We start from the raw sequence: 23,727 nt of genomic DNA on the forward strand, positions 1-23,727 counted from the left end.
GCTACTTGGCTCCCTTTGTGATGTGGCCGACAGCCTCGGTCGCGCTGATGTGGTTCCCAGCAGCGCGTTGTTCGGCCTGGTAGGTCTGGGCTCGCGCGGCGATGGCGCCGGCATCGGCGAAACCGAGATTGGCGTCGCCGCCCGACTTCTCGGAGAAGTCGACCTGCTTGGGCAGCGAGGTGAGCAGCTCGCGCAGCACGTCGTCGGCCGGCTTGCTGACCTGAGCTTCGCCTTCGGCGAACTCCAGCGGCGATTCGGTGGGCAGGTTGAGCAGCAGCTCGATCACCGGCGCCTTCTGGCGAGGCAGCAGCTTGCCGGCGACGACCAGGCTCTCGGCGAACTCGGTGACTTCGTTGCGATGCTCTTGGGCTTGCTGCTTAGCCACTTCCGCCTCGCGGGTGGCCAGCTGTTGCTCGCGCTCGTCGAGCAGGCGTTGGCGCTCCTGGAGCGCAGCTTCATCAGGCATGGTCGGGTCCTGCTGTGGTTGATGGGTGGCCCGTTCGGCATCTGCCGCCGGCGAGGCCTTGCCGCCATCGATGGCGGCAGCAGTAGACTCGGCCGCAGCGGCGGCAGATGCCGCTGTGGCGTCATCGCCTTCCGTGGTGTGGTATTCGGAGAAAGAAGCGAGGGATTGGTCGGGGGAGTCGCGGCGCAGGTCTTCCTCTATAGAGGAGAGCTGCCACTGGGGGATCAGCTGGTCGGCCTTCTCGACGCCTTCGCGCTCCACGAACCAGTCGCGCACGCGGCGCAGCACGTCGACCATCGACGACCAGGCATAGGATTCGCTGAACTCGACCGCCAGCGCGCCATCGTTCTCGGAGAACTCCAGGGCGGCATCGGGGATGCCTTTGATGGCCGGCGGCACAGCGCCGAGGAAGCCGATGTGGCGCAGGTAGTGCTTGCCCGGTACAGGGTTGCCCGGCGAGTTCGGCAGATACAGCGAAGCGCTGCGCTTCTTGTACATCTTCCGGTTCGCCGCCTCGGCGAACTCCGGGACCACCTGGTGCGGTTCGGCGTAGAGCATGCCGTCGCGCACTTCCAGGCTCTTGGCCCAGCCGTAGGCTGGAGCATTGAGCTTCGGGTGGCCAATGACGAGCGGGGCCTCATGCAACGCCGGATTGTAGGTCTCGGCGATTTCGCGCAGATCGGCCTCGGTGAATTCCACCGGGCGACCGTCGAGAGCGACGTGACTGCCGGCAGGAAGGATCGGGAGAGTGGCGGTTGGCTTGTTCATGCCGCCAGAGTGAGGCGGCTTGCGCGGGGAATCTTTTCGGGTGGCCGAAATTCGATTTAGGCGGGGTGGCGGGCTTTTTCTACGAAACCACGCCCGGGTTGATGCTGGCAAGCCTGCCAGGGCGATTTATAAACGCCCCAAACGGCGCGAACGGCATCCACGACGGGCAAGGGTAGCCCCGAAGGCCTTACAGGGGCTCTACGGGGCTCGTATCGCTAGATTCCCATTGCGGTCGTGATCAGGGTCATTACGCGCTGCAGCAGCGTGCCGTCGTCGGTGGCGGACGTGCCCAACCAAGGGCGGGCCGGCATCGTGATTTCGTGCGCAGCCACTTCGTAACTCCGCTCCACGTAGCGCTTGTGGGCGCTCGTGCCACTGCTCCGGGCAAACACGGCCAGATTGGCGTGGTCGGCCTGGCGCAGCAACGCCCCCTTCGCGTCCGTACGCAAACGCAGTGTTCCGCGCGAAGCGGCGCGCTGGATCGTGCCGCCAAACTGGTGGATGGCGCCATAGGGTCGGTCGGTACCGAACAGCAAGGTATCGCCGTCGACCTGGCCGCGCAGATCATTGCTCAGCTGGCCGCTCGCGACGAGGATCTTGTCCTGGTTCCGCTCTTTGCTGCGCAGATAGCGCGGCGACAAGGCCTTCCATGGCACACCGTCAGGCGAGGTTTTCGCCTTGAATCGCGCTCGGTGGATGCGAAGCAACGGATCGATCAGGTCCGCCAGGACCTTCTCTGGTGCTCCCAACACGGCAGCACCGGCGCTGAGCGCCTGCGTCACCTGCAGGTGATCGAACTCCAGCTCGATGCGCACGCCACTCATAGACCACCCTCCACAAGTACGAGCTGGCCGGCTGCGACCTGTTGGCCGAGCTGCTCGACGTCGACCAGCGCCCCCGACTGCACCGTGTTGCTGCGCGCAGCACCCTGCAGCGCGCAATTGACCTTCATCGCGACCTTGGCGCCGGCGCGGCCGGAGTCGAACACATAGATCAATGTGCGGGTCGCGACATCGAGGAGCACAGCCTCGGGCTGAGAAATCATCTGCGGCAGCTGCGCCAGTTCGGCGAGCGTCAGCACGGCGGATAAGGTGCTGCTCTGCGGCTCAGCCTGAGCCGCCTGGACCATTGGTACCAGATGCCTGTCCTCCATGCTGACCAGAGCGGTTTCCGCGTCGGCGCCGGCCTTGGCCATGGCGGTGACCGTCTCGGGGCTGAGCGTGCCGACATTGCGGGCGGCGCCCTGGACGACCGGCTCGGCTGCCACCTCATCCATCCAGTTCGACCAGGAGCCCTGCAGGGCCTCCTCGACGCTGTCTTCGTCCAGCAGCTGCTTGTTCATCCGGGCCGCCGGCTCGGCCGGCAACGGCGCGGTCTTCTCCAGGGTCAGTTGGACCTGGTTCTCGAAAGCAGCACGACCTGGCGCGTAATCCCAGCCCGGATCGACGCCCTCAGGCACTTGGACGGTTTGGCCGTGGAACGAGATGTTGCGCATGCGCCCGGTCGGCGGCGCATCGGGGCCGCTCTTACCCAGGGCATGAATTTCGTCGAGGCTGTAGGCGGTGACACCGCATTCGCAGCCGAAGCCGTTGGGTGGGTAGTGCGACTGCCACCAAGGATCGTCGGCATGGATGATCAGGCCGTCCCATTCCAGGTGCAGTTCGCGCGGATGCTCCACCGCGTCGCTGTGGTGATATCCCCAGTAGGGACGAGTCGCCTTGACGGCCTGCAGCTGGGCATAGCGCCCCGCGGCGTAGCTGGTGCGCAGATTGGTTCGATAGATCACCCGGGCACGCCAGGCACGGCCGCCGGCAGGCTCCCAGCCGTAGTTGTCCAGGACGGCGTAGTAGTCCTTGCGAAACTCTTCCAGGGTCAGCCCATCGCGTATTGCCTGGCGCACCACGGCGAACAGATCCGCGACCAGGTCGGCACGATGGGCGCCGGCGCTGACGAATGACTGCTCATGCGCAGCGCCGCGCACCGTGGCGTAATTGACCGAGGGATTCTTGGCCTCGAAGAAGTCGACCTGCTGCTGGAACGACAGGCTGCCGTAGCTGGCGGCGGTGGCCATCAGGAAGTTCCTCGCGGGGCCAGCTCGTCCTGGACGTCAGTGCGCCCGGCCAGATTGGCCGCCTGCAGGCCGAGCGCCATCGCCGCAGCGTACTGATCCAGGCTCAACTCGGGGGCGAGCTTCAGCAGCTGGTCCTGCAGGGCGTCGAGGCTGGTGGCGTTGTCGACCAGGGCGCGCAACTGGTCACTCCAGTCTTTCACCGCAGGCTGCACAGTCTTGGCCAACTGATCGGTCATGGCCGCTGCAGGGTCGTTGCCACCAACACCCTCCGCGAACTCGGCGGGTGCGGCGGGCACGGAGCTATCGGCAGTCGGCTGGACCTCCTCCTGGACTTCGACGCCGTAGGTCTCCTGGACATAGCCCAGGGTCGGTTTGAATCCGGAGAAGCGGAACACCTTCTCGTCGCGGCTGGCCTTGGCGTCCATGTCCTCGGGCTCCTCGACCACGCGGTACACGCGAGGCGGCTTGGCGCCGGGGAAGTTCCACTCGGTCAACCAGCGCACCGGCCCGAGGTTGAAGGACTCGCAGATCAGGTCCGCATCAGCCTTGACCAGGTCGAGGCGCACATCCGCCTGCAGGTCGTCGTTGCCCAGCCGACCGGGCGTGCCCTGGCTGCTTGCGACCTGGCCCAGCGTCACCTTGGCGATGGTCTCGTCCATGGTGTCGTGGAGGATCTTGTAGTCGGCGGTACCGGAGCGGGAGGCCTCCATCAGCTCCAGCATCATGTCCTCCGGCATGATGATGCCGGTATCGGTCTGGATCGCCTGCGTGGCGGCCAGCAGCTTGTTCTTCTCCTCCTGGGTGGCGTTCTTCCCGAACTTGCCGACGGCGGTCGGCATGCCGAACTTGTCCAGGAAGGTCAGCCAGAACTTCACCCCGTTGCGCTTGAAGAACACCGGCCAGTAGAGCCAGTGCGCGAGGCCGAGGCCGTAGGGTTCGTCGTCGTTGTCGGCGCCGGTGCAGAAGTGCCAGAAGTACGGGGCCGGGCACGGCTCGCCCTCGAACATGTTCTGCGGGGTCAGCAGGCGCAGGCCGGCCTCCTGGTCGTAGCGGAAGCGGCGCCGATTGCGGACCTTGATCGCCTCCAGGGTAATGTAGCGGTCGTCTCGGCCGTAGATCAGCTCGGCCACGGCGTGGCCGTAGTACACCCCGTAGAGCATGCCGTTGGTGATCCGATCCCAACCGACGTTCTGCAGCTGCTGCCGCAGGTGCTCGGCCGCAGCCTTGTCGATTCGGCGATCGCCGCCGGCGTCCACCTGCCATTCCTTGCTGACCACCGCGAGCTGACGCTGGCCCCAGGTCGCCTTGACCTGCCCATCGCGCAGCACCTCTTCGTAGATGCGCAGGTCGTTTCCGCCGCGGCGTTGCAAGATGTAGTCGCTGGGCTGCTGCAGGCCGGACAGGAATGGGCGGGTGATATCGCGGCCATCGCCAGTAGTGGCGATCTCCTGGCCGAGCTTGGGCGATTGCATCAGTAGTCTCCGAGGTCGTTGCGGCCGGCGACGGTGCCCCAGCCGCGGGTGGTGATGGCGCGGCTGCCGGCGAGATCCTGCTGCGCAGAAACTCGGGGGCCTGCAGACTGGGTCTCGATAGGCTGGCGGCGGCCAGTCATGTAGCTGGCCCGAATGGCCATTGCCAGACTCACCGCGCTGTCGCCGTGGCGCTTTTTCTTGCCGCCGGGGGACTCCAGATCCGCTTTGCGGCCCTTGTCGATCACAGGTACGCCGTTCTCCACCTTGATCGAGAGCAGATCATCGAGCGTGCTCTGATGCCGGGATAGCTCGATGTTGAAGGCTTCGAACTCCCCTTTGAGTTTGGGCATCCACTCGGCATACCAGGCCAGGTTAAGGCTCACCCGATCAACTACCGACAGCCCGTATTTCAGAGCAGCTTGCTCCGCCAGGTAGCCGCCGTTGCCAGTGGCATCGAATGCCATCCCCACGACACGCGGCAAGCGATCGCAGATGAAGAACATGATGTCGCGCTGGGCTTCATAGGTCAGATTGCGCAGCTCGACGCGGAATGCCTCCCGCTTCCGCAGGGTCGGCGAGATCTGCAACGGAGTGAACACCGTCAAATCGCCGCTGCGCGCGAAGTCTTCGCCGAAGCTGTGGGTGTTTTCCGGGTCTAGCCTGGCCAGCTCCGGCAGCAGGTTTTCTTCGCACCAGGTGTTGATCTCCTCCACGCGCATCTCCGGCGTCCAACCTTCGAAGCCATCCGGGGCGGCGTAGCGGTAGATGCGGATCGAGTGGTCGGCAACCATCGCCTGCTCGATGAGCACGCGCGACAGATAGGCGCCGCCGGACTTCTTCGGGACGCAGCCATACTCTTCCTCGGCCGACTCGATGTTGGGGGCGTTCTTGTAGAGCCCGTCTCGCCATTTCTTCTCGGCTTCCGGCGACCATTCCTGGCCAGTGACGTAGCAGATCCGCTGGTAGAGGCCGTCGGCGATCGCATCATCCAGGGTGATCCGGTGGATGCTGTAGTCCTTCCGGCCCTCGCGGGCGTCCTGGATGTACTGATTGAACGGGTTGTCGACGCCGTTGTGGGTGCTGATCAGGCGGACCTTATTGCCCCACATGTTGAGGGCCAAGGCGGCCTTGAGCAGCTCCTCCAGGGACTCGTGGAATGCGGCCTCGTCGATCACGACGTCGCCCTGCAGGCCGCGCAGGTTGCTCGGACGGCTGCTCAGCGCCTGGATTTTCCGCCCCGACTTCGGGAAGCGGATCATGTAAGTGAGGATCTCTTCCTTCTTGCCTTCGTCCCAGAACGTCTGCTCGTAGACGTCTGCCTCGGCCAGCTCGTTGAAAGCGCGGGCGAACAGCGCGCAGGCGGCGATGTACTCCAGCGCCATCTCCTGCTTGCTGCCGACGTAGAAGGTGTGGCATCCGCCACGGCGGCGTGGCTTTGCCGCGTTCATCACGTTGCGCCCCGCCTCGGCCCAGGTCAGGCCGGTGCGGCGGGACTTTTCCGCGATCATGATCGGGCTCTGGTCCTCGAACCAGCGCTGCTGGTAGCCAAGGAACACCGCCTCGTTGGCTGGCTGGGCCTCGGCGATTTCCTGGGGCACGTCGACGCCGAGCAGCTCCATTTCCTCGGCCAGGTCGATCTTGCGTGGAGTGCTGATGGCCTTGAGGTGTTCGCCCAGTTTGTCTGACGTCGCGAGCATGGCCATGTCAGGCTTTCCCCAGCAGGATGCCGCGGATGCGGTTTTCGAGCTGCTCGCTCATGCCATCGCTGCCACGCATCTCTTCCAGGCGTTGCTCCTGCTCCTGGAGCTGTTTCTCTCTGCCACGCTGCTCGGCTTCGGCCTGGAACTTCTTCAGCGTGACGGAGCTGCGAGTCAGGGTGGCGATGTTCTTCGCTGCCGAAGCAAGGAGGCCGACGCGCTCGCCCGGGTCCATTTCTTCGTCACCAGCTTCCTGCAGCGCAATGATCGACTCGAACAGCTCCGATTGGATCATCGCCGTCAGCGCTTCGCTGCGCGCGTCCATCTCGTCGCCGGCCTGGGCACGGATGATCTTCGCGGCCTCGGTGCTGGCCTTGATCGCAGCGAGGCGCCGTTCCAGCTTCTGGCCGTACCGGTGTACCGCGGTGCGGCTGGGCAACTCGCCCGACTCGGCCTGACTGGGGAACTGTGCCTGCAGGTTGGCGATCAGCTCGTCCAGCGTCAGCCGCCCCTCGGCCAGCTTGCCCTCGATGTAGGCCCGGACATTATCCGGCAGTCGCGAGATGGAGGATTTCCGCCCCATGGCCGTCACCAGTACTTCACGGGACGCGCGATGCCAGGCTCGCAGTCGATGGTGTACTCCGCGATGTCGGTGCCGTAACGGGTCAGGTCCGCGAACCAACGGCCAGAGGGCTCTTTGACCAGCTTCACCAGGTCGCGATCGCTCAGGTAGTCCAGCTCGCGGCGGATTTCAATCGGGGTAGCGTCCGGGTACTCGCTCTGGGCGACCGACAGGATCGGCATCTCGTAGCTGCCCACCGGCCGGGCGTTGTTCAGGGTCAGCAGGATCAGCCAGCGCAGGGACTCCCGGCGGATCTTGGGCATATCAGTTTGCATGGTTCGCTCCCATCAGGCTGCGCAGTTGCGCGTTTTCGATTTTCACGGCCAGGCCGTCGAGCTTCGCCTCCAGCACGCTCTGGCCGCGGATGTAGTCTTCGCGGCGCACGTACTGGAGCGGCAGGTCGGCCTTCAGGCTCATCAGCTCGCGCTCGACGCGCTGCCACTGGTTGGTTTCTTCCCGGGCAGCCTGTTCGATCGCTTCCAGGCGGCGGGAGAGTTGCTCATGGTTCGCCACGCGAACCTGATCCTGGCCTTGGAAGCGGGCGTCCAGGTGCTTCTGGATCTGGCTCAGCAGCAGCTTGCCGCCCCCGGCACTGGCACCGAGGAATGCGACGAGCAGGCTGATCAGCTGCCACAGCTCCAGCTCGATCTTCATCCGTTACTCCCCTTGATCGATGAGGGCGTTGAGCTGCGCGAGATTGCGCTGAGCCCAGGCGCCGTAGTCCTTGGCGAAGGCCAGGATGTCAGCCGGGCTGACGCCGCTTTCCAGTAGTTCGGCGTCAGAACCGGGGGTGGGCCAGGCCGCTGCTTGAGCGCCGGCCGCAGAGGTACTCGCTCCTGCGGCGGGCAGGCCGGCGCCGAGGGCGATGTTGAAGTCGCGCAGGAAGCCACGAGTGAACACGCAATGAGGAATGGCAACAGGCGCAGCTGCAGGAGCCGGCCGGTAGACGGTCGTGACATGGGGGATTCGCTCCTGGAGCTGGTGCTGGGCATCGGCGAGCTGTTGCTGGGCTTCCAGCATCCGCTGCTCGGCCAGGTCGGCGCGGGTGATCTGTTGCCTCAGCTGCACCAGGTTGTCCTGGGCCGCCTTGGCGGCTTCCTGGGAATGCTGCTCGCGCAGCTCGGCCAGAGCCGCGTCGCCCAGGGCCTTGGCCTTGCTGAAGCCATCGTCGTAGCGGGCCTGACCATTGACGATCATCGCGACAACGATGAAGCCGCCGAGCAACATGGGCCAGATGCGGCCCAGCCAGCTAAGCACGGCCATAGTGGGCCCTCCGGCGCTTGTACTGGCGCGCCTTGCGCTTGCCCTTGGCAACGCCCGACTTGCCGTGGCGCTCGCGTGGTACCGGCGAGTAATACAGCTCCTTGGCGGTGAGGAAGTTGGCGGAAGCGGCCACCATGGCGACCGACGAGAGTGCATGCGCCATCAGGCCTCCGAGATAGAGGCGCGTCATTCGGACACCTGCAGGCGCACGTTCAACTGAATGTTCTGGCTGAAACCAGTCGCCAAGCCCTTGCCGAACGTAAGCCCCAAGGCATAGAGCGCGACGGACAAGGCGACGATGCGCAGGGCGTCCTTCAGCATTGGCCCGGTGGAATCCTTCAGCCATTCCCGGAACCAGAACCAGCGATGTGGATCGCGCATGCGGAACAGCGCGCGCACGTCGGCGAACGAAGTCTTGCTCATAGCACGTACCTCTCGGCGCATACGCCGTCGCCCCATTCGCTGTAGAGGCGTTCGTAGCGCAGCAGAATCAGTCGGGGGTAATTGCGGTTCTCGCGGAAGTTCGCGGCCGAGCGCCCCGCGTTGAAGCGCTCGACGGAATCGAACCAGGCCAGCTGATCGGCGCCGGATGCCGATGCCAGTCTGCGATCGCGATTTACCCACCCCTGGCCGCCGTTGTAGGCGGCAAGGACGAATCCCCAGCGATGGCACTCGCTGGTGGCCTGGTTGCGGGCGTAGAGGTAGCGGTCGTAGGTCACAAGGGCGCGGAGGGCCCAGCCCGGGTTCAACGGCTGGTTTGCGCCCAAGGCTGCGGGGTACAGGCCCGAAACCCATTCCGCGGTGCTCGGCATGAACTGCGACAGGCCGACGGCGCCGACGGGCGAGCGGGCATCCGCACGCCAGCGGCTTTCTTGGTGGACCTGGGCTGCGAATGTGGCGATCGGAGCATCGAGCCCCCATTCGACATGGGCAGCGCGTACCAGCGTGCGGCGGTACTGCTCGGCCTGCACAGGGATGGTGTCGGCCGCGAGGCCAATCTGGCCCATGAGAGCCAGCGCCACGGCGCTTCCGATGATCAGGATTCGCATGTTCAGAGCCCCAGCGTCAGGCCGAGGATGCATGCCAGCACGATCAGGGCGCGGCGAATCCAGGCGCCGACAATGGCGACGAAGCCGACGCATTCGTGCGGGCGTGCTTCGACCAGGAACAGAGTGCGATCGATCCAGTAGCCGGCGACGGCACCGAGGGTGACCAGGAGGAGTTTGTAGGAGACGACCTGGAGCTGCTCGGGCCGGATGGCCGCCAGGATGATGAGCAGTACCAGGGTGACCAGCGTCCAGCTGGTCATGCGCGGCGCGCGGCGACGCCGGGTTTGCTGCGATGGCATGACGATGCTCCCGAAGGTGGCCATCCCTGGCCTATGGTGGTCGTCCTGCTCCTGCAGGACGCCCGACCATCATCGTCGCGCGCGCGCGTGCTCTCTTTTCGGAGAGCCGAAAATCTACTCGAAGGAGAGGTGAAGCATGACTTCCCGTGCCGCGTAGATGACCGACTTACCCTCTACGGAGCATGCAGCTGTCGCTCCAAGCCTGGTCAATCAGAACACGTTGCTCTTGATCAATCATGAGCATCCCAGGACTTCCAAAGAAACGCTGCTGCCCGGTATACACACCAAGCCCGTTCTTCGCATTGAAGTAACCGCATACCACTGGCACTCCAGACGGCGTACTGGATGTCACTAAAGCGCCTACCCACACGTCGCCGAACTGCACGCTTGCTGGGTCCTTGGCTCTGCGCCGTATCTCTTCCTTGGCCAGGCTCATCAATTCGTATTTCGATGGAGGAGACGGCGGCCGGTCTGCTCTGACCATTGCGCCGATTATCACCAGAGCGAACCCGACAATCGCGATCAGAGCAGCAACAGCCCCTGTAGACATCCCGTGCATTTCCTTTCGCATAGCACTCGCATTCCTTGAGCCAGATGCCCTGCCACTCACTGGCCAGTAATCTCTCGATATCGACGCTGGTACTCGTCATAGGGAAGCTGCTGGCGATTCAGCGCGTCGAGCTGCGCCTCGACTGAGCCGCCTGCCGAAGCTGTTGCTGGAGCTGGTGCGTAGGCCTGCGGCGCCGCGTACTGCCGAGCCGGTGCCGCGCTGGCATAGGAGCAACCCTGCTGCATCTTCGCCGCGCTGAGCTGGGCCATGCGCTGGTTGGCACTATCAACGGCGGCGTCCTTCTCCATCATGTTGCCGATGCCGAAGTCACCGAGGAAAGACAGCACCGAGCGGCCGTCGAACTCGCTCTCTTCACGGACATGGGCCAGGAACCCCTGGACCTTGGCTTGCTCCAGGTCGATCTCCCGACACGTCATTGTCTGCTGCTCGAACGAGGTCAGCTCTGGCTGGCGGCCGTAGTTCTTGGTGGAGCAACCTGCAACCGAGAGGCCGGCCAGCAGGAAGGTGGCGGCGAGGCGAACGTCTTTGTTCATTGGGTGTTGTCCCTTTGGGTGTTGGCTTGTAGTTGTTGGCGTGCAGCTAAACGATCTTCCCCAGGATCATCAGCACCAGGGCAATGGCCCCGCAGTGCATGGGGTAGGTAGTGACGAACTCTTTCAGCCCTGACAGGAAGCCGAGCCCTTGGCGAGCGATCGGCTCAGAGACTGCAGGAGCGGGTTGCTCTTGGGCTGGGGCGATAAGGAAGTCCTCGACGAACGCCAGGACGAGACGGAGCTGCTCCGTTCCCATGGCATTCAGATGCTTCTCGCCGAACTGGCGCAGGCACCAGGCATCCCGTTCGTTGTAGATGCCTTTTTCCTTGGTGAGGTTGGTGATCCTGGCCACCATCAAGCGGATATTGGCCTGGCGCCGATGGTTGTCTCGATAGCAAACCAAGGCATCCTGGGCATCGTGGAAGCTGTCACGGAGGATCTCGTTGATGCTGTCAACGCCAACCCGGGCGTGCACCACTTCCCGCCAGACAAAGCGGGGCTCCTTCTCGCACTCCTTGGCGATCTCCTCCACCAAAGCGTTCAGCACCTGTCGCTGGGCGGATGACAGCAGCACGGGCTGTTCAGGCCTCGGCGCCTCTATGAAGTTTTTGATGTCACCCGCAGCGACCTGGTCGACCCGCTCGTGGAACTGCTGACTGCTCATACATCATTCCTTCGACTTTCCATGGTTCACGACATCGCCAGTGGCCACGCTGCCCACTGGACCGTTGAACTGTTGCCCTACGCCCTTCTTTACCTTCTGGACGTTGTGAGCACCTGCGGAGCCTGCTGCGCCAGCAGCCATCATCGCCGCCTTCACCGCCAGCGGGGCCGCACGGAAGTTCGCGAGTAGCTCCTGCTCGTCTGGCGTCAATGAGCCCGCTGCCCGCTCACCGGTAACGACGTACTGCACGTCGAGGCCAATGCGCGCAACCGCTGCTAGATACCCCGCCTTCGGCTGAGTCAGGTCCTTCTCGTAATCGATCTGGCTCTTCTTCGTGGTGCCCGCAATAGCAGCTAGCGCCGGCTGCGTGAAGCTCAGCCGCTCGCGCTCCTCCTTCAGGCGTTCGCCAATGGACACAAAAAACTCTCCTATAGGCTTGACGGGTAACTATTTAGTGACCATCATCAGCCCTACAAACACCAAATAACCCCAATCAACTTCAAACATTCGCCGAGGAGCCACCGCCATGGCCACCCAGCAAAAACCCAAGACCACAGAGCAGGTGAAACAGGCTTTTCGGGCCTCCGGAACCACCGTCACCCAATGGGCCTTGGCCAACAACTTCCCACCGAACGCCGTTTACCAGGTGCTGAACGGCTTCTCCAAGGGCCATTACGGCCAGGCGCACGAAATCGCCGTTGCCCTCGGCCTGAAGCTCGCAGCCGTAGCGGCTTGAGCCATGCCCTGGATGACTACCAACCGCCTGCAGCAACGTAACGCTGCTGGCAAACGGCTAGCGCAGTGGTACGCAAATGTACCACGGAGCAGCCATGGCACCACCCATCTGACCACCAAGGTCGCATGAGGATCTCCGCCATGTCGCAGATTCCCACCGAACACATTGACCTCATCCCGCACCCGCTGGATGCCTGGCGCGCTGCCCTTGATGCGGTGATCGCCTGCGCCCCTGGCGATGCTGTCGATGTCGCCTGGCATCTAGCCGACGCGCAGGTCCAGGTACAGCTGTCGCTTGATCGCAACGCAGCGACCGCCGGTGTTCGCCAACTGATCGATCGACTGATGCTGATCACAGCCGGACGCCTGATGGGCGAGCAACTCCAGGCCTCTACCAGTGACGCTGAGTCCCTGGTCCGCAAGGTAACCCCCCGGCTCACCGTGGTGGTGAACGGCGTGGACCGCGACGTGTCGGCGCTGACCGGCGTTCTGGTCGGGGACATCATCCGCCTCGATCCGAACAACCTGCCACCGGTGCTCAATCATCACGGATTTTCCCCGACTGGATTTGCGTTTCGATCTCCTCGCGGCCAAGCCCCCGGACATGCAGGTAGTTCCGTAGTAGCTGGTCAGCCAGATGCTCTATCTGCTCCAGGACAACGGGGTGCGGCGAATCCAGCTCCTCGGCGCGACTTCGAATCCTCGCCTGCAGCAGCTGGCCATCCAGCAGCCCCTGCTGATTCAGCAGCGCGCCCAGCACCAGGAACGCCTGACCAAGTCCTTCCATCTGTGCTGCCAACGCCTCGACGTACTGATCGGTCATGACCATGTCCTCGCTTGTGAATGTGCCTGAACAGGCTGGCCGATGGATGCAGCCGCTGCCAACAGATGGATCGAGAGAATTTTCGGACGCCGACTTTGCGTCCTTGGGGAGTGCCTTCCAATGAGCCGTCGCAATTGGAAAACCTGGGTGCCGCGCTCGCCGGCGGAATCCATCCGCGGCTGCGTAGATGCCGCCCGCGAGATCCGCAACCGCAGCGCAGACCACCTGTCTTTCGACTACCTGGCCCTGAACAACGGCTCCAGCCTCTACAAGTGGCAGGGCGATGGCCGCTTGCCTCTCGCCCTTGTGCTGCCGTTGGAGCACGCCTGCGGCCAGCCGCTGATCACCCGGTACTTAGCCGCAGCCCACGGGAAGCTGCTGGTGGACATTCCCTCTGGCCGCAGTAGCTCGGCCGAGGACATGCAGCGCCTGCAGCAGGTCCTGCACGAAGCCGCTGGTGCCCTGATGGCCTTCTACGGCGGCCGCCAGAGCGCCCAGCAAACTTTGGAGGCGATTCGCGCAGGCCTGGAAAGCCTGGCCTGGCACCACGGCAACGTCATCCAGCACGACCATCCGCAACTTGACCTTGGGAGCACCGAGCATGAGTGAAGCCCAGCGTATCCATGCCGAACGCTTTGCCGTCGGCAACCCGCGCAGCCCCGAGTACAAGGCTGGCGCCCTGTACTGCCTCCGCTACCACGCGGGTGAGACCCCTAAGGCTGACTGCCCCTATCGCATAGGTACCGCACAGGCCGATGCCTGGTTTGCCGGCTGCTGGGAAGGGACCGACCTGTGGCGAGCCGCCCAGGATGCCAAGGCTGGTGCCGCATGAGCACAACCAACCGCCCCACCAGCAGTGCGGCGCGCGTCCTGCGCGTGCTCAAGGCCCTGCGTGGTCACACCTTGCGCGGCCTTTCCAACACCGAGTTGGCCCAGGCCCTGGGCGAGAGCCCGGCGAACATCACCCGGTACATGGACCTGCTGATCGAGGAAGGCTTCGCCACTCGCCTCGATACCGGTCGCTTCGCACCGAGCATCGCGCTGCTGCAGATCGCCCAGGCCCACGCCAACGAGATGGCTTCGGCCCAGCAACGCATCAACGAGATCAACCAACGCGTGCTGGCGGGAGCCAGCCTCTGACCAAAGGAGTAAGACATGGGACGCAAAGCTCAGCCGGCCGCTGAACTGGTGCAAGACGCACCGCTGAACAACGAGGCCCTGGCCCTGGTGCAGAACGCATCCGCCCTGGCCTCGGACATGGGGGAAGAACGCGACCTGGTTAACCAACTCCTCGGCCAGGCTCAAATGGCAGATGCCTTCGCCAAATTTTCGGTAACGGTTACCAGTTCCAAGATGGCATTCGTCAAGGAAAACAAGCTCTACCGGGCACTTGCTGGCAAGCAAAGTGGTAACGGTTACCAGCTCCAGGGGACTTGGGAAGAGTTCTGCGGGCTCCTTGGAATGTCGAGAGAAAAAGCCGACCAGGATATCGCTAACCTCCGCACCTTCGGTGAGGAAGCCCTGGAATCCATGTCCCGCATGGGTATCGGCTACCGCGAACTGCGTCAGTGGCGCCGCCTGCCGGCCGACTCGAAGTCGGCCTTGATCGAAGCTGCCAAACAGGGAAACCGCGAAGCGGTCGAGTACCTCGCCGAGGAACTCCTCGCCATGCATGCCCAGGAGAAAGCCGAGCTGAAGAAGCAGGTCGATGACCTGCAGGCCGACTACGACGCCCAGGGCGAGGTCCTCGCCAAGAAGCGCGCCGACCTGGACGAGACGACCCAGCAGCTGGCCAAGGCCCGCCGCCGCATCGAGACCATGGCCGCGGACGAGGCAGAGAAGGAACTGCGCCAGGAGGTCATCGGGATTGCCTTTGAGGCCGAAGCCGACATCAGCGGCAAGCTCCGCGAGGCTTTCTCGGTGATGGCGGCCCATGCGGAGCAGACCGGCACCGACCATCGGGGCTTCCAGGCTGGTCTGGTGCGCCAGCTCGAACTGCTGCTCCTGCAGATCCGCGAGGAGTTCCAGCTGCCCGAAGGCGAGGCGGCCGGCGGCGCCGAGGACTTCGGCTGGCTGAACCAGCCGGGCGTGACTCCGCTCACCGCAGACGTCGAGGGCTAAGCCATGAGCGCCGTCATCACCCACTCCCTTGTGGACCTGGAGCGCGCGCTGCGTGAAGCCCCGCGCGGCCAGCGTACCCTACTGGTCGAGGCGGCGGCGCAGCGCCTGGGCATGTCCACGGCCTCTATCTACCGGAAGCTCGGGGACGTCGCCGTGGATGCGCCGGCCCGGAAGCGCCGTGCCGACGCAGGCAAGAGCGCCCTGAGCCGCGAGGACGCCCTGCTTATCAGCACAACGCTGATGGAGTCCGCGCGCCGCAACGAGAAGCGCCTGTATAGCCTCGGCGACGCCGTCGACGCACTGCGCGCCAGCGGCATGATCAAGGCCGACACCTTCGACCTGGACTCGGGCGAGATCCGTCCGCTCTCGCTGAGCGCCATTGGCCGCGCCCTGCACGGCTACAAGCTGCACCCGGACCAGCTGATGCAGCCGGCGCCGGTCACCGAGCTGGCCAGCCGGCACCCGAACCACGTGTGGCAGATCGACGCCTCGCTCTGCGTCCTCTACTACCTGAAGCCCGGCGCCGATCCCAAGGCCAACGGCCTGCGCGTGATGGAGCACGACCAGTTCTACAAGAACAAGCCGCGGAACTTGGCGCGCATTGCCGCCAACCGCGTCTGGTCCTATGAGATCACCTCGCACGCGGCCGGCTGGATCTACCTGGAATACGTCATGGGGGCGGAGAGCGGCGAGAACCTCTGCAACGTGCTGATCAACGCCATGCAGGAGCGCGGCGGCGCCGACGTCATGCATGGCCGCCCCGAGATCCTGATGATGGACCCCGGCTCGGCGAACACCTCGGCTATGGCTCGCAACCTGTGCCGCTCGCTCGGCATCAAGGTCATTGCTCACGCACCTGGTGCAGCGCGAGTGACAGGCCAGGTGGAGAACGCGCGGAACATCATCGAACGGAAGTTCGAGGCGGGCTTGCGCTTCCAGCCGGTGTCCGACCTGGACGAGCTGAACGCCATGGCCAAGCGCTGGCGGGAGTACTTCAACGCGACCGCCGTTCACTCGCGCCATGGCATGAACCGCACCGCGGCCTGGCTGCGCATCCGCGAGCATGAGCTGGTGAAGGTGCCGAGCGTCGAAGTGTGCCGCCAACTCGCGGTTGCCGAGCCGGAGAGCCGCAAGGTTTCGACCAAGCTGCGCGTCAGCTTCCAGGGCGCTGAGTACGACGTCTCGACCGTGCCCGGCGTGATGGTCGGCGACAAGCTGATGATCACCCGAAATCCCTGGCAAAGCGATGCCGCCCAGGTGGTGGCCACCGACGCGAACGGCCGCGAGACCTTCTACGTCGTGCCGAAGCTGGAGCGCGGCGAATACGGCTTCGCCAGCACTGCGGCGGTGGTTGACGAGGAGTTCAAGCGTCACGCCGACACGCCCGCGCAGATTGCCCGCAAGGAAGCCCAGCGCCTGGCCATGGGCGCTGAGAGCGAGGAGGAAGAGAAGCAGGCCCGCAAGGACCGCGCTATCCCCTTCGGCGGCCAGCTGAAGCCGTACCAGCGGATCGAGGATGCCCAACTGCCGACCTTCATGCCTCGGCGCGGCACCCAGCACGACCTGGTGCTGCCGGCGATCGAGATTCCCCCCCTCAACCACATCGAGGCCGCCAAGCAGCTGCGCGCGCGCCTCGGCGACGCATGGACCTCCGAGTCCATGGCCTGGCTGAAGGAGACCTATCCCAACGGCGTGCCGGAGGAGCAGCTCGACGCCATCACCCATCAACTGCGTAGGCCCGCCCGGCCTGGCCTGCGCGTTGTAGGAGGTAACTCGTAATGCTGAAGCTCAAGGAGGTGCTGGCCAGCGTCAGCAAGACCCAGGCGGACCTGGCGCGAGCTGTCGAGCTGAGCCCGGCGGCGATCGCCCAGCTGATCAACCACGGCCAATGGCCGAAGTCGCTGAACCAGCAGCAGCTGGCCTGGCGCATCACCGAATACCTGATGGGCCAGGGCGCGCAGTTCGACGACGTGCGCCAGGCCTTCGAAGAAGTGGAGCCGCCGCGCGCCAACGCGGCGGCTCCGGCATCCCCGACCGAAAACGACCAAGTAACCGACCAGGAGTGCGAAGCCATGCTAATGCCGAAACAACCCCTGCTGCCAGCGACCAAGCAGGCGTTTGAACTGTTCCGCGACCCGTTCGACGAGATGCACGACGCTGACGACATGTATGTCACCCAGGAAATGCGCTACATCCGGGAGTCGATGTACCAGGTCGCGAAGCACGACGGTTTCCTTGCCGTGATCGGTGAGTCTGGCTCCGGCAAGTCGAGTCTGCGCAAGGACCTGGAGCTGCGCCTAAGGCGCGAAAGTTCTCCGGTCATCGTCATCAAGCCCCATGTGCTCGGCTCCGAAGATAACGATGTGAAGGGCAAAACCATGAAGTCCCTGCACATTGCCGAGGCGATCATGAAGGCGATCGCCCCGTTGGAAAAGCGCAAGTCCAGCCCCCAGGATCGCTTCGACCAGGTGGAGGAAGCGCTGAAAGCCAGCAACGCTGCTGGCCAGCGCCACCTGCTGATCATCGAGGAGGCTCATAGCCTCTCGGTTCCGCTGCTCAAGCATCTGAAACGATACCGCGAGCTGGAGGACGGCTTTACGAAGCTGATCTCCATCATCTTGATTGGCCAGCCCGAGCTGGCGGTAAAGCTTTCGCCTCGCAACGCCGACGTGCGTGAGGTCAGCCAGCGCATCGAAATCACTTGGTTGCGTCCCCTTGCGGTCAACCAGGTGGAAGGGCATCTGACTCACCGCCTCTGCCGTGTCGAGAAGAAGCTCAGCGATGTGATGGACGGCAGCGCCGTGCAGGCCGTGATCGATCGCCTGAGCACCAGCGGCAAGGACAAGACGAGCCAACTCTACCCGCTAGCGATTTCCAACCTGGTCAAGGCCGCCATGAACCTCGCCGCCAGCCTGGGCGCGGGTCGTGTCACCGCCGAAGTGATCGAGGGGGTGTGACATGGGGACCGTCCACCAGCTCCAGCCTCTGCAGCAGCCGGCCGCGCCGGCGCTGCTCTACCTGACGACCGAGCTTGCCCAGCACCTCGCAGCATTCAATGCCATGACCCGCGCGCTTCGCGACGCGGGCATCGAGATCGAGGCCCTGGTCGAGAAGGACAACCGCATCTTCATCCGCGCCGAGGACTCCGACCTGATCAAGACCAACTTCCTGTCGGAGGTCCGCGGCATGCGGTACCGCACCGTCGGCAAGACGACCCACAACGTCGTCACCATCCGCGGCGTCGACGTGGCCTGGCTCACCCCGGTGAAGGAGCAGGACCAATGACGAGTGCAGCCCCACGGGTACCCATTTCCGCGGCGCACCTTGCCCAGCTCGGCGACCAGGAGGTCCGCGTCCTCGCCGAAGAGGCGATGGCAAAGCTGTTCCGCCAGGACCAAAAGATCTACCAGCTGCAGGTGGACCAGAACCGCCTCAACCAGTTGCTGGTGAAGCTGCTGGACCTGTTCATCGCCGACAACTTCTCGAAACTGCACTCCGAGATGCGTTACCTCGCGGAGAACCTGCAGGAACTGCGTGCTGCCAAGGCTGCAGCAAAGAGGGTGCACTGATGAACAACGTACCTGTCAGTGCCCAAGACCTAGTCATTCGCCTCGGCACCATGGCTCGCGGACTGGAGCGCGACCGAACCGAAGTGGACCTCCACGCCATGATCAATGGCGTGCGCTTCCCCCTGACTCGCGGAAACTTCCAGGTCGACGACGACGGCACGTTGCTGTTCGACCTGGTCACCGGTCTCCCGGCAGCCGGAGTGCCGGCCATGTTCGTCGGCATGCTGCTGGACAAACTCCTGTGGTACCGCGGCTGCGATTTCGTCCGGATGGGCGACGTCGAGACCGCAATCGTCGAGGCCGCCTCGGCAACTGGGCAGCCCGGCACGCTCGCGGCCTATCACTTGGTCCTGCTGGAGCGCCTCCGGCAAATCTACGAGGAAGGCTTCTCCCTGGAGCACGACGACGAACACCACCAGGGCGAGCTGGCGATAGCTGCCGCCTGCTACGCGGAGGAAGCCTTCTGCCAGCTTCGTGATCCCGATCGCCTACCCGAGATCAGCCAGATCGTTCCCCAGCTCTGGCCGTGGGAACCCAGTTGGTGGAAGCCCTCACTCGATGCGCGCCGCAACCTGGTGAAGGCCGGCGCACTGATTCTTGCGGCGATCGGCGTGGTCGACCGTGCCATCGAAACCGAACTGAAGGAGCCGAACCATGGCTGAGAATCAAACCGCTACCACCGACATCCCGGCCGGCTACCGCAAAGACGCGCTCAACCGCCTGGTCCCGGAAGCGGCTATCAAGCCCAGCGACCTGCTTCGCGACAAGGTGGTCCTGGTCGCCGTCGAGAAGGCCAAGCTGCTCAGCGAACAGCTGGCAGCGTTCAAGCGTGAGACCTTCGGCGAGATCGAGGCCCTGGAGCAGATCAGCGCCGAGCAGTATGGCGTCAAGTCCCGCGGCACGAAGGGCAACCTCACCCTGACCAGCTACGACGGCCGCTACAAGCTACTGCGTGCAAATCAGGATCTGATCGAGTTCAACGAGCACCTGCAGTCCGCCAAGGGCCTGATCGATGAATGCCTCCGGGAATGGACCGAGCACGCCCACCCCGGCCTGCAGGTAGTGATCAACGACGCCTTCCGCGCTGACCGCACTGGGCAGCTGCGAACCTCGCGCATCCTCGCGCTGCGGCGGCATGACATCGACGATCCCCGCTGGAAGCGCGCTATGGAGGCCATCAGCGACGCGATCCAGGTGAACGGCAGCCGCAGCTACATCCGGCTGTACGAGCGGGTCGGCGACTCCGACCAATACGAAGCGATCAACCTTGACCTGGCGGGGGTGTGACATGGCCAATACCACTATCAGCGTTGACGCCATCATGGAGCAGGCCCAGGTCTTTGCTAGTGCTTGGTCTCTGGTTGGCGGCCCGTTCGATCAGGGGAATGCCCTGGAGAGCGCGGAGGAGGCCAAAGCCGAGCTGTACGAGATGCTCGAGGACTTCTGCTCCAACACCGAGCTGAAGCGCGTTGCCGAGCTGCTGATCACCTGGCACCAGAACAAGATGGGCAACATCGAAAAGGTGCTGGGTATGCCCAAGGATGCCGAGATCCACCTTGGCGAAAGCGACCCCATCATCCTGACTGGCGAGAAGCTGAAGGGCTTCCGCATCGGCCTGGTGATCGCCCAGGAGTGGTTCGGCAAGTTCCCTCTGCAGCTCACCCGCAACGAGCCGGCCGAGGAGGACTGACATGGCCACGGTCCTCAGCCAGATTGCCCTGGAGGCCCTTGACCGGGCGCATCGCCGGATGCGCCACCGGCAGGCGTGCCGGAATCGCAAGGCCTGGTCTGACGATGAGGTGGAGCAGCTCCGTCGGCGGTATGCCGACGAGCCCACTGAACTCATCGCCACGGATTTCGGCCGCTCAGTCCGAATGCTTTACAGCAAGGCCAAGCAACTCGGCCTCAAGAAGTCGGAAGCCTTCCTCGCAGGTTCGTTGTCGCATCGCTGGGATGGCTCCCAGGGCGTCGGCCACCGATTTATCAAGGGAGCAATCCCATGGAACAAGGGCCGCAAGGGACTGCCATCAATCGGGCGTAGTACGCAAACCCAGTTCAAGCCAGGCAGTAAGCCTGGCAACTGGTTGCCGATCGGTAGTCACAGACTCAGCAAGGAGGGCTACCTGCAGCGCAAGGTCACCGATACCGGCTATCCCCCCAAGGACTGGATCGCGGTCCATACCCTGCTATGGGCGGAGCACAACGGCCCGGTGCCGGAGGGCCATTGCCTGTGCTTCCGGGACGGCAACAAGCAGAACATCGTCCTGGAAAACCTCGAACTCATCACCCGCGCCGAACGCATGCGGCGCAACACCATTCACCGCTATCCGCCGGAGCTGAAAGACGCAATCCGTGCAGTTGGCCGGCTCAAACGCACCATCCGGGAGATTGAGCATGAAGAATAAAGTTGAAGACCTCCGCAACCATCTGTTCGCCACCATCGAAGGGTTGCTGGATAAGGATGAACCGCTGGATATCGAACGAGCCAAGGCGATTGCGCAGGTGGGCACGGTGATCATCGAGTCGGCCAAGGTCGAGGTAAAGGCCATGGAGCTGCTCGACGCTGATCGCAGCAAGTTCCTCCAGATAGGCGAGGAGCCCAAGTAATGGCCCTCGCGAAAGCACTGCTCAGCAAGATCCACATCGCCCGCCAGCAACTCGGCCTGGCCGACGATGTGTACCGCCAGAAGCTCCAGGGCATGTTCGGCAAGGGCTCGTCGAAGGATCTGAGCCTGCGCCAGGCGGAGGCGCTGCTGAAGGAGTTCGAGCGCCTGGGCTGGAAGCCGCAGCCCAGCAAGCGTGCCGCCGGCAAGCCGCACAACTTCGCGCAGCTCCCGTCCGAGGTTCAGGTCATCGAGGCGCAGCTGGCTGACATGAAGCTGCCATGGAGCTACGCAGACAAGATCGCCAAGCAGATGTTCGGCGTGGCAAAGGTCGCCTGGCTGGCGAAGAAGCCGGACCAGGTCAAGGCGGTGCTGGCGGCGCTTCATGTCGAGCAGGAGAAGCGGAACCTGCTTGCGGAAGTCGGTCGTCTTTGCCAGCGCCTTGGCATCGAGCATCCGGAGCAGGCCGCTGGCTTGGATCAACTTCCGAAGGGCTGGCAGCGGCAGCGTCCAATCCTCAAAGCGCTGGTGGATGCGCTGAACGCTGCTGTCGAAGCCCGGGGGAAAAAGGAGGGGGTATGAAGATCCGCTCGCAACAGATTCGTCGCCGCAATGGCATGTTGAGAGACCTGGCAGACCTGATGATTCGCCGGATGGAGCGCTTGGGGGTGTCGAAAGAGAAGGCCACCAATGAGGCCGAGGAGATCGCGTTTGAACTCCATCGCCTCTGGGCTGGCATTACGTTCACCTTTCCGGCAAAGGACGAGCTAGCCCAGCAGCGCCTCAAGCTACATATAATAGAAAGGTACGACGGATCGAATGCTGACGATCTGGTGCGCGAGTTCAACGTGACCGAGGATTGGATCTACGCAGTGATTCGCGAGCATCACCGTAGCAAGGTCGATAAGAACCAGCTGAGATTCGACCTCGAAGAGCCGGCGGACTGACGCCGGCTTCTCTTTTCACCTACGGAAACTCTTTTCCACTTCCCATCCCGGTTTATTCCCGCCACCCTCGCTATATCCCGGAATTATCGCGCCCCGCCCCCCTGGAATATCTCACCCCCTCTCAGGTTGTGCCAGTGCATTGGGCCGACTCCGCCCCTCTCCCTAACCCTCTCCCTGAAGGGAGAGGGGACCGTTCGGCGTGCAGAGAGATTCCGCAGTTAGCCGGCTAGCACACAGTATCCGGCTTAGGCCATTCTTCCCGTTGGCACGGACAAGCCCCCTCTCCCTTCAGGGAGAGGGCTGGGGAGAGGGTGCTCTTGGTCCAGGCACTGTAGCCGTGGTGATGGGTATCGCTTCGCTCAACACCATCCTACGAGGGGGCTCCCCCTCAAATCGACAGCTGCAGCTCGCGCCCCGTGCGCACCGGCGTCGGCAGCCGGCGCTTGCTCACCACCAGCTCGCCGAGGGCGATCAGCCGCGCGCGCACGATGTTGCGGCTGAGCCCCAGCAGCTCGGCGGTGTGCACCTGGTTGGCCTGGCAGAACTGGTAGGCCTCGCGCACCATCAGGCTTTCCACGTGGCCGTGGAGGTCCTTGCCGCGCTCGGCGAACAGCTGCGCGAAGGCCCGCTCCAGCTGCGCGTCCAGGGTTTCCTCGGGATACCCGGCGGCCTCCCCGCGCGGCCGCTCCGGGCGCGGTCCTGACAGCCGCAGGTCGTCGGCCTCGATGCGCCCGTCACGGCACACCAGCAGGGTGTGGTGGATGACGTTCTCCAGCTCGCGGATGTTCCCCGGCCAGTCGTAGCCCTCCAGCTTGCGTACCGCCGCCTCGGCCAGGCCGACTTCCTCGAAACCGAGCCGGCCGCCATAGGTGCGGATGAAATGCCGGGCCAGCGGCAGGATGTCACCGGGACGCTCGCGCAGCGGGTGCAACTGCAGGGTGACCACGTTCAGCCGGTAGTAGAGGTCCTCGCGGAAGTGTCCGGCGTTGATCGCCTTCTCCAGCTGCACGTTGGTCGCCGCCAGCACCCGCACGTTGATCGGGATGCTCTTGCGCGAGCCCAGGCGCACCACCTCGCGCTCCTGCAGCACACGCAGCAGCTTGACCTGGATGGCCATCGGCAGGTCGCCGATCTCGTCGAGGAACAGGGTGCCGCCGTTGGCCTCCTCGAACCAGCCGGCCTTGGCGCTCAACGCGCCGGTGAAGGCGCCCTTCTCGTGGCCGAACAGCTCGGCTTCCACCAGCGAAGCGGAGAAGGCCCCGCAGTTCACCGCGACGAAGGGCCGGTCGCGGCGCCCGCTGAGGTTGTGGATGTGACGTGCGACCAGCTCCTTTCCCGTACCGGTCTCACCGTTGATCAGGACGCTGGCCTCACTGGGGGCGACCTGTTGCAGATGGGAGAGAAGCGCCTGCGATTTCGGGTCTTCGAAGACCTGTGCGGTTGCCCGGATCGAG

The 23,727-nt window shown here is 64.1% G+C and carries 35 protein-coding genes; 16 read left to right on the plus strand and 19 right to left on the minus strand.

The window, feature by feature from the left end:
• Position 1: 1 nt before the first annotated feature.
• From P3W75_RS09905 to P3W75_RS09980, 16 genes are all read right to left on the minus strand, one after another.
• Positions 2–1,234, minus strand: coding sequence for a peptidase (locus P3W75_RS09905; RefSeq protein WP_276227203.1), 1,233 nt, complete (start codon positions 1,232–1,234; stop codon positions 2–4).
• Between the two features lie 215 nt (positions 1,235–1,449).
• Positions 1,450–2,058: a phage virion morphogenesis protein gene (locus tag P3W75_RS09910; protein WP_276227204.1), complete on the minus strand. Its 609-nt coding sequence runs from the start codon at positions 2,056–2,058 to the stop codon at positions 1,450–1,452.
• Positions 2,055–3,305, minus strand: coding sequence for a phage minor head protein (locus tag P3W75_RS09915; RefSeq protein WP_276227205.1), 1,251 nt, complete (start codon positions 3,303–3,305; stop codon positions 2,055–2,057). The genes P3W75_RS09910 and P3W75_RS09915 overlap by 4 nt, the downstream gene beginning before the upstream one ends.
• Positions 3,305–4,777, minus strand: coding sequence for a DUF935 domain-containing protein (locus P3W75_RS09920; RefSeq protein ID WP_276227206.1), 1,473 nt, complete (start codon positions 4,775–4,777; stop codon positions 3,305–3,307). Before P3W75_RS09920 ends, P3W75_RS09915 begins: the two co-directional genes overlap by 1 nt.
• Positions 4,777–6,480 (minus strand): hypothetical protein, encoded by a 1,704-nt coding sequence (locus tag P3W75_RS09925; RefSeq protein WP_276227207.1) that lies wholly within the window; start codon positions 6,478–6,480, stop codon positions 4,777–4,779. Before P3W75_RS09925 ends, P3W75_RS09920 begins: the two co-directional genes overlap by 1 nt.
• A 1-nt stretch (position 6,481) precedes the next feature.
• Positions 6,482–7,057 (minus strand): DUF3486 family protein, encoded by a 576-nt coding sequence (locus P3W75_RS09930; RefSeq protein ID WP_276227208.1) that lies wholly within the window; start codon positions 7,055–7,057, stop codon positions 6,482–6,484.
• Positions 7,058–7,062: 5 nt separating this feature from the next.
• Entirely contained in the window at positions 7,063–7,371 is a 309-nt protein-coding gene (locus P3W75_RS09935) for a hypothetical protein (protein WP_276227209.1), read from the minus strand.
• Positions 7,361–7,750 (minus strand): hypothetical protein, encoded by a 390-nt coding sequence (locus P3W75_RS09940; protein ID WP_276227210.1) that lies wholly within the window; start codon positions 7,748–7,750, stop codon positions 7,361–7,363. Before P3W75_RS09940 ends, P3W75_RS09935 begins: the two co-directional genes overlap by 11 nt.
• Before the next feature lie 3 nt (positions 7,751–7,753).
• A complete protein-coding gene (locus P3W75_RS09945) occupies positions 7,754–8,359 on the minus strand; it encodes a lysis protein (protein ID WP_276227211.1) in 606 nt (201 codons plus the stop codon).
• Positions 8,346–8,522 (minus strand): hypothetical protein, encoded by a 177-nt coding sequence (locus P3W75_RS09950; RefSeq protein WP_276227212.1) that lies wholly within the window; start codon positions 8,520–8,522, stop codon positions 8,346–8,348. Before P3W75_RS09950 ends, P3W75_RS09945 begins: the two co-directional genes overlap by 14 nt.
• A gap of 23 nt (positions 8,523–8,545) precedes the next feature.
• Positions 8,546–8,782 (minus strand): hypothetical protein, encoded by a 237-nt coding sequence (locus tag P3W75_RS09955; RefSeq protein WP_276227213.1) that lies wholly within the window; start codon positions 8,780–8,782, stop codon positions 8,546–8,548.
• The gene (locus P3W75_RS09960; protein WP_430765357.1) at positions 8,779–9,408 is read right to left on the minus strand and encodes a transglycosylase SLT domain-containing protein; all 630 of its coding nucleotides are present in this window, start codon (positions 9,406–9,408) and stop codon (positions 8,779–8,781) included. Before P3W75_RS09960 ends, P3W75_RS09955 begins: the two co-directional genes overlap by 4 nt.
• A gap of 2 nt (positions 9,409–9,410) precedes the next feature.
• Positions 9,411–9,707, minus strand: coding sequence for a putative holin (locus tag P3W75_RS09965; RefSeq protein ID WP_276227214.1), 297 nt, complete (start codon positions 9,705–9,707; stop codon positions 9,411–9,413).
• Between the two features lie 606 nt (positions 9,708–10,313).
• Positions 10,314–10,811, minus strand: coding sequence for a hypothetical protein (locus P3W75_RS09970; protein WP_276227215.1), 498 nt, complete (start codon positions 10,809–10,811; stop codon positions 10,314–10,316).
• A gap of 46 nt (positions 10,812–10,857) precedes the next feature.
• Positions 10,858–11,475: a hypothetical protein gene (locus P3W75_RS09975; protein ID WP_276227216.1), complete on the minus strand. Its 618-nt coding sequence runs from the start codon at positions 11,473–11,475 to the stop codon at positions 10,858–10,860.
• Positions 11,476–11,478: 3 nt separating this feature from the next.
• Positions 11,479–11,892, minus strand: a complete 414-nt coding sequence (locus tag P3W75_RS09980) for a helix-turn-helix domain-containing protein (RefSeq protein ID WP_276227217.1) — start codon at positions 11,890–11,892, stop codon at positions 11,479–11,481.
• Positions 11,893–12,001: 109 nt separating this feature from the next.
• Here P3W75_RS09980 and P3W75_RS09985 point away from each other — a divergent pair, with 109 nt between their 5' ends.
• Entirely contained in the window at positions 12,002–12,211 is a 210-nt protein-coding gene (locus P3W75_RS09985) for a DNA-binding protein (protein ID WP_276227218.1), read from the plus strand.
• Positions 12,212–12,471: 260 nt separating this feature from the next.
• Here the strand turns inward: P3W75_RS09985 and P3W75_RS09990 are convergent, their stop codons facing one another.
• A complete protein-coding gene (locus P3W75_RS09990) occupies positions 12,472–12,756 on the minus strand; it encodes a hypothetical protein (RefSeq protein WP_276227219.1) in 285 nt (94 codons plus the stop codon).
• Positions 12,749–13,033: a hypothetical protein gene (locus P3W75_RS09995; protein ID WP_276227220.1), complete on the minus strand. Its 285-nt coding sequence runs from the start codon at positions 13,031–13,033 to the stop codon at positions 12,749–12,751. Before P3W75_RS09995 ends, P3W75_RS09990 begins: the two co-directional genes overlap by 8 nt.
• 120 nt (positions 13,034–13,153) lie before the next feature.
• On the opposite strand from P3W75_RS09995, the gene P3W75_RS10000 reads away from it, so the two are divergent.
• The 15 genes from P3W75_RS10000 to P3W75_RS10070 are packed head-to-tail and all read left to right on the plus strand — an operon-like array spanning position 13,154 to position 22,273.
• On the plus strand, positions 13,154–13,642 hold the full coding sequence (locus tag P3W75_RS10000) for a hypothetical protein (RefSeq protein WP_276227221.1): 489 nt from the start codon (positions 13,154–13,156) through the stop codon (positions 13,640–13,642).
• Complete coding sequence (locus P3W75_RS10005) at positions 13,635–13,865, plus strand: hypothetical protein (protein WP_276227222.1); 231 nt, start codon at positions 13,635–13,637, stop codon at positions 13,863–13,865. Before P3W75_RS10000 ends, P3W75_RS10005 begins: the two co-directional genes overlap by 8 nt.
• Positions 13,862–14,173: a helix-turn-helix domain-containing protein gene (locus tag P3W75_RS10010; protein ID WP_276227223.1), complete on the plus strand. Its 312-nt coding sequence runs from the start codon at positions 13,862–13,864 to the stop codon at positions 14,171–14,173. Before P3W75_RS10005 ends, P3W75_RS10010 begins: the two co-directional genes overlap by 4 nt.
• Before the next feature lie 15 nt (positions 14,174–14,188).
• Positions 14,189–15,154 carry a hypothetical protein gene (locus P3W75_RS10015; RefSeq protein ID WP_430765358.1) on the plus strand — a complete coding sequence of 322 codons (966 nt, stop codon included), beginning with the start codon at positions 14,189–14,191 and terminating at the stop codon, positions 15,152–15,154.
• 3 nt (positions 15,155–15,157) lie between these two features.
• Positions 15,158–16,933 carry a DDE-type integrase/transposase/recombinase gene (locus P3W75_RS10020; protein WP_276227224.1) on the plus strand — a complete coding sequence of 592 codons (1,776 nt, stop codon included), beginning with the start codon at positions 15,158–15,160 and terminating at the stop codon, positions 16,931–16,933.
• Positions 16,933–18,111, plus strand: a complete 1,179-nt coding sequence (locus P3W75_RS10025) for an ExeA family protein (RefSeq protein WP_276227225.1) — start codon at positions 16,933–16,935, stop codon at positions 18,109–18,111. The genes P3W75_RS10020 and P3W75_RS10025 overlap by 1 nt, the downstream gene beginning before the upstream one ends.
• 1 nt (position 18,112) lies before the next feature.
• A complete protein-coding gene (locus P3W75_RS10030) occupies positions 18,113–18,439 on the plus strand; it encodes a hypothetical protein (RefSeq protein WP_276227226.1) in 327 nt (108 codons plus the stop codon).
• On the plus strand, positions 18,436–18,723 hold the full coding sequence (locus P3W75_RS10035) for a hypothetical protein (RefSeq protein WP_276227227.1): 288 nt from the start codon (positions 18,436–18,438) through the stop codon (positions 18,721–18,723). The genes P3W75_RS10030 and P3W75_RS10035 overlap by 4 nt, the downstream gene beginning before the upstream one ends.
• Entirely contained in the window at positions 18,723–19,385 is a 663-nt protein-coding gene (locus P3W75_RS10040) for a hypothetical protein (protein ID WP_276227228.1), read from the plus strand. The genes P3W75_RS10035 and P3W75_RS10040 overlap by 1 nt, the downstream gene beginning before the upstream one ends.
• The gene (locus tag P3W75_RS10045; RefSeq protein WP_276227229.1) at positions 19,378–20,010 is read left to right on the plus strand and encodes a DUF3164 family protein; all 633 of its coding nucleotides are present in this window, start codon (positions 19,378–19,380) and stop codon (positions 20,008–20,010) included. Before P3W75_RS10040 ends, P3W75_RS10045 begins: the two co-directional genes overlap by 8 nt.
• A 1-nt stretch (position 20,011) precedes the next feature.
• Entirely contained in the window at positions 20,012–20,413 is a 402-nt protein-coding gene (locus tag P3W75_RS10050; RefSeq protein WP_276227230.1) for a host nuclease inhibitor protein, read from the plus strand.
• Between the two features lies 1 nt (position 20,414).
• On the plus strand, positions 20,415–21,128 hold the full coding sequence (locus P3W75_RS10055; RefSeq protein ID WP_276227231.1) for an HNH endonuclease signature motif containing protein: 714 nt from the start codon (positions 20,415–20,417) through the stop codon (positions 21,126–21,128).
• On the plus strand, positions 21,118–21,330 hold the full coding sequence (locus tag P3W75_RS10060; RefSeq protein ID WP_276227232.1) for a hypothetical protein: 213 nt from the start codon (positions 21,118–21,120) through the stop codon (positions 21,328–21,330). Before P3W75_RS10055 ends, P3W75_RS10060 begins: the two co-directional genes overlap by 11 nt.
• Positions 21,330–21,908, plus strand: coding sequence for a gp16 family protein (locus P3W75_RS10065; RefSeq protein WP_276227233.1), 579 nt, complete (start codon positions 21,330–21,332; stop codon positions 21,906–21,908). Before P3W75_RS10060 ends, P3W75_RS10065 begins: the two co-directional genes overlap by 1 nt.
• Positions 21,905–22,273 (plus strand): Mor transcription activator family protein, encoded by a 369-nt coding sequence (locus tag P3W75_RS10070; protein ID WP_276227234.1) that lies wholly within the window; start codon positions 21,905–21,907, stop codon positions 22,271–22,273. Before P3W75_RS10065 ends, P3W75_RS10070 begins: the two co-directional genes overlap by 4 nt.
• 388 nt (positions 22,274–22,661) lie before the next feature.
• Here the strand turns inward: P3W75_RS10070 and P3W75_RS10075 are convergent.
• Positions 22,662–23,727, minus strand: a 1,066-nt coding sequence (locus P3W75_RS10075; RefSeq protein WP_276227235.1) for a sigma-54 interaction domain-containing protein, incomplete at its 5' end; no start/stop codon positions are given.

The organism is Pseudomonas citronellolis (assembly GCF_029335315.1).
GTDB lineage: Bacteria > Pseudomonadota > Gammaproteobacteria > Pseudomonadales > Pseudomonadaceae > Pseudomonas > Pseudomonas citronellolis_A.